Source organism: Pseudomonadales bacterium, assembly GCA_013215025.1.
Taxonomy (GTDB): Bacteria; Pseudomonadota; Gammaproteobacteria; order Pseudomonadales; family DT-91; genus DT-91.
Genome location: JABSRR010000187.1, coordinates 1 through 5293 on the forward strand (window position 1 = coordinate 1; position 5293 = coordinate 5293).

The 5293-nt window shown below is 45.4% G+C and carries 4 protein-coding genes; 3 read left to right on the forward strand and 1 reads right to left on the reverse strand.

What is annotated here, in order from left to right; genetic code table 11:
• Positions 1 to 1434: TonB-dependent receptor (locus tag HRU21_11330; GenBank protein NRA42880.1), on the forward strand; the 1434-nt coding region annotated here is incomplete at its 5' end.
• Between the two features lie 195 nt (positions 1435 to 1629).
• On the opposite strand, the gene HRU21_11335 is transcribed toward HRU21_11330, so the two are convergent.
• Positions 1630 to 2610, reverse strand: a complete 981-nt coding sequence (locus HRU21_11335; protein ID NRA42881.1) for a malate dehydrogenase — start codon at positions 2608 to 2610, stop codon at positions 1630 to 1632.
• Positions 2611 to 2795: 185 nt separating this feature from the next.
• On the opposite strand from HRU21_11335, the gene ttcA reads away from it, so the two are divergent.
• Entirely contained in the window at positions 2796 to 3701 is a 906-nt protein-coding gene (gene ttcA, locus HRU21_11340; protein NRA42882.1) for a tRNA 2-thiocytidine(32) synthetase TtcA, read from the forward strand.
• Positions 3702 to 4211: 510 nt separating this feature from the next.
• On the forward strand, positions 4212 to 5293 hold a 1082-nt coding region (locus HRU21_11345), incomplete at its 3' end, for a hypothetical protein (protein NRA42883.1).

Below are 5293 nucleotides of genomic sequence, written 5' to 3' on the forward strand. Positions count from 1 at the left end.
ATTAACGACAGCTACAGCCTAGAATTTTTTGCCTCTGGCGCGAAAGACTTTATTGCCCTGAATTTTGACGAAGATGCCGATGAAGTTCTTAAAGACCCCGATTTACTGGGCGGTGTTGATGTGCGCCAGGCCTATAACAACCAGGCTTTTATTTTGCGTATCGACGACGATGCCTACTCAGCCAACTGGCGTGCTAACGCCTTACAACAAGATATAGATCTTGAAGTCGGCCAGGCCATTGACTTAGATGGCGTGGTTTATAATAACGCCATCATGGTCGATTACCGTCTGGCGCCACAGCAAGATATCGACCTGCTGTTAGGCCTAGAGCTGATCGAAGAAACTTTTGATTATCGCGCCAGAGGCCGCAACCAGCCTTGTAACGAAGAGTTTCAGGTCTGTCCGCCCAGCTTTTTAGCCCCGATTATCGAATCAAAGGATAAACTGCGTACTCAGCTGCCGGCTTTATTTGCCGATATGAACTGGTCGCTCAGCGACCAGCTAGAGCTGAATCTTGGTTTGCGGCATAGCTATATCAGCTTTTCAGAACAACGCCTTTATGAGCCGCGCCTTGGTCTGACGTTTTTCTTCAGCGATCAGCAGCGTATGTGGCTGCGCTATGGCATGCATCACCAATGGTTTCGCGGCTTTGAATACGGCTATATTGTCGATGGCTTTGGCACACGCGAACTCGACGTTGTTGAGGCCGAGCACTTTGTTGCAGGTTTTAGCCAGGAGCAAACCTCAAGCTGGCTAGGCCCATATTTCTGGCAATTTGAAAGCTACTACAAAAAACTCGACAAGCTGGTGGTGGCAAACCCTGATGCACAAACCGATACCGTCACCGCGGCCAGCGCTATTGCGCCGTATGTGAACGGCGCCTCGGGTGAAGCGTATGGCTTTGAGCTACTGCTGCGTAAAGACTTTAGCGACGCCTGGCAAGGCTGGCTGACGCTCGCGTACAGTGAAACCAATCGCGACAACGATATTACCGGCGAAAGCTTCTTGTTTGAGTTTGACCAGCCGTGGATTATTAACCTAGCTGCCAGTTATCAGCTGAGTCGGCGAGTCAATGTGTCAGCCAAATGGCGTTACCAATCGGGTAATCGCTACACCGATATTATTGCGGCAACCCCAATTGATGATGGCAACGGCGGCATTTTAGCCTACGACCCGATCGAAGGAACCCTCAACGGTGAGCGATTTGATGCCAGCCATCGACTGGATTTGCGCGCTGATGTATTGATTAGCCAAGGCAATCCCGCCCTTGGCTGGCGCAAGCCGCAAATCATTGCCTATTTTGAGCTGCTGAATGCCTATGGGCAAAAGAATCAGCGCGGCTGGGATTATGAGCCCGACTACAGTGCGCGCGAGGCCAGCTATGCGTTCCCTGAAATGCCGCTACCCAGCATTGGCTTTACGTTTACCTTTTAAGGTTTAACTTCTTTAGTATTAGCCTTAAGCAGCTAAAGAAGCTAAACAAGCCAGAGCAGCTAAAGCAGCCTGAATAGCAGTTTGCATTAGGCCAAAAAAAACCAGCCGAAGCTGGTTTTTAACACCCTCTGCTAGCTTAAGCTTTCGCTAAAGCTGGCGAAGGTGCTGAAGGGCGGAAAGCTTAAAGCTTAAAACTTAAGGTAGCAAGTGAGCTACAGCGTCACGCTCTTCTTTCAGTTCTTGCTCGGTAGCAGCCATGCGCGTTTTAGAAAACTCGCTGGTTTCTAGACCTTGTACAATAGTCCACTCGCCGTTTTCACAGGTGCAAGGGAATGAGTAAATCAAGCCTTCTTCAATGCCGTAAGAACCGTCAGAGTAGATACCCATCGATACCCAGTCGCCATCAGTGGTGCCAAGCGCCCACGAACGAACATGGTCGATTGCTGCATTCGCGGCAGATGCCGCAGACGATGCGCCACGAGCTTTAATGATGGCAGCACCACGTTGAGCAACGGTTGGAATATAGTCGTTTTCGTACCAATCTTGCGCGACTAAAGAAAGCGCCGCTTCACCTGCAACCGTGGTGTTAGATAAATCTGGGTATTGCGTAGCAGAGTGATTGCCCCAAACCACCATGTTTTTCACATCGGTAACCGCTTTGCCGGTTTTTGTGGCAAGCTGAGACTTCGCGCGGTTGTGGTCAAGGCGCATCATCGCGGTGAAATTTTCTTTTGGAATGCTAGGTGCATTGCGTTGCGTGATTAAGGCATTGGTATTTGCTGGGTTACCAACAACCAATACTTTAATTGCTTTTGAAGCGACTGCATCGATGGCCTTACCTTGGGTAGAGAAAATCGCAGCGTTGGCTTCGAGTAAGTCTTTACGCTCCATGCCTGGGCCACGAGGACGTGCGCCAACAAGTAGGGCATAGTCAGCATCTTTAAAGCCAACCATCGGATCATCAGTGCATACAACACCGGCAAGCAATGGAAATGCGCAGTCATCAAGCTCCATTTTCACGCCTTCTAATGCGTCTAAAGCAGGCGTAATATCTAAAAGGTGTAAGATAACCGGTTGATCTTCACCAAGCATTGCGCCAGAAGCAATACGGAATAATAAAGCGTAGCCGATTTGGCCAGCCGCACCGGTAACGGTAACGCGAACGGGTTGTTTCATTGGAATGGATCCTTTTTCAGCAATAGCTGCAGGGTATAGCAGCACTAAACACAAGTGCCTCGGGTATAAGGCGGGCATATTTTAAGCGCAAATCTGTGAAATTGATAGGCCTAGTACCGGATAGATTATCGCATCTCGGCAACTGATCGGTTAAAATGCGCGCAACAGCTATGAATGAGATTGTCATGACATCACCCGACATTAACGGCTTAAGCGGTAAAGCCAAGCTAGAATTTAATAAATTGCAAAAACGTCTGCGCCGTCAGATGGGTAATGCAATGGTCGATTATCAAATGATCGAATCGGGCGATGTGGTGATGGCCTGTATTTCTGGTGGCAAAGACTCCTTCGCCATGTTGGATATGCTGCTAAATTTGCAAAAAACCGCGCCGGTTAAATTTGAGGTGATAGCGGTAAATCTCGACCAGAAGCAGCCGGGCTTTCCTGAGCATATCTTGCCTGAATATTTTGAGCAGCTTGGTGTGCCTTATTATATTGTCGATAAAGACACCTATTCGATCGTCAAACAAAAAGTCCCCGAGGGTAAAACCACCTGTGGCCTTTGTTCGCGCCTGCGCCGCGGCACGCTATACGCCTTTGCCGAGCAAATTGGCGCGACCAAGCTGGCGCTCGGTCACCATATGGACGATATTGTCGAAACCTTATTCCTTAATATGTTTCACGGCGCGCGCTTAAAAGCGATGCCGCCAAAATTACGCAGCGATGACGGGCGTAATATTGTTATTCGCCCGCTGGCCTACAGCCGCGAGCAAGACCTGATCGCCTTTGCCGAGGCCAAACAGTTTCCGATTATTCCCTGCAACCTCTGTGGATCGCAAGAAAACCTGCAGCGCCAAACCATTAAAGCAATGTTGCAAGATTGGGACCGCGCCACCCCAGGCCGGGTAGAGAGCATTTTCAAATCGATTCAGCACGTTAGCCCCAGCCAGCTGGCCGATAAAAACCTGTTTGATTTTCACAATCTGCCCTTAGATCGCAGTGCCGAACGCCCAGCTTATGCCTACGACGAGGCCGAAATTTCGTCCAGTAGCGAAATTGGCAATAACCGCGTACAGCTTGTTAATTTATAGCAATCTAAAACCACGAGTGCTGATAAGCTCAAAAAGATACGGATAAACACGCAGCAAAGTCGCAGCTTAGCACCGCGCTAAGCCACACCCAAGGACAAGGGTTCAATAAATGCAGCCGCTCAAAGCACAAGCCACACCATATTTTCACGACCACAACACATTGTATCGTCGCTGCTTAATTCTTAATAATAGTCTGATGAGAAAATGCGTTATTTTGCTTGGCATGTGGGATAGTAGTAATAAGCTGTTAGCGAGGTAAAAGTAAAGGCTCTAGAAAGATTTTATGGATAAGGAATGTTGTGCAGACCTTCATTATTTAACCTTCTTCCATATATTTATTAATGGCTATGCAATGGCGTGGCTACTCATAGATTGTTTTAAATAGAAGAAAATGGTTATATTATTAGGTATAGAGTCACGATCCTTAGTATGTTCATTAGAGTTAGATTTTTTGGGAGAAAAATTATATGCATATGAGTTGTGAATGAAATTTTTTAAAAGGAGATCTTTATGAAAGGAATCACCTCCATTTCAATCATTTTATTTCTCATTACCTCTTGTTCTGGCGGCAGTGGCTCTTCAAAAGGCAATAAACCCGTCGGCGTAAATGATGGTTTAGGTCCAGAGATAAATGTAATATTCCCGATAGATGACCATTACTCCGCTGATGAGTCCATTAAGATTCGTGCCTCTATTTCTGATCCGAATCAGATTCTCGAGGTCAGTATTGACGGGCAAATAGCTGAGTTTTCTCCATTAGCAGACAATACTTGGATAATTGATGTTGATTTAGTCCCTGGTGAAAATCGTCTAGCGCTCAAAGCGAATGACACTTATCGTAATGAAACTACTGAGCAACTGATCGTAAACTACGACCCTGGAAGTGTTATATACGATTGGACTTTTTTTGATAAAGATAATAAAAGTTTTATTCACGCTGATAACGACAATATTTTTCGAATAAACCCGCTGTCTGGAATATCTGAGAGAATTGATTTACCAATTTTATCAGAACCAACTCAATTAAGTTCAACATATGGTTACTATGACTATATTGGCTATTCCTCTTCAAAAGCGGGCATGCTTTTTATAGAAAAAGATATTGTGGCTGACCCTGATGGCGACTTACTTAGATATGATGCACAAAATATAAGATTCACTGCTAGCAACAAGCCCAAATTAGGGTTTATTGATTTTAATTCTGGTGATAAAAACACCATTTTCGCATTGGATAAAAATCATTATTTTGGAAGCATTCAATATTCCTCAGAGTCAGAATTGTTTACTGCTATGACATTAGATGATAAAGACACATCTGTGAACAGGCCCTTTAAAACTTTTGTGTCATATCACATACCATCAAACGATCTAACAACACTTAACATGAATGGCTTAGATATTCGTGACTATGTTTATGATTTCAAAAGTAAAACCCTCTTACTTTTACTATCAGATGGAAAAATTTACAAAAAAAGTACAGGCAACAGCGAGCTCACTGATTTCTCAGATCAAATTAATTCAAACTCTTTTAATGGTAATCCGATAAAGAAGCTCTCTCTTGACGCTAAGGGAAGGCGCTTGTTTATAAGGAA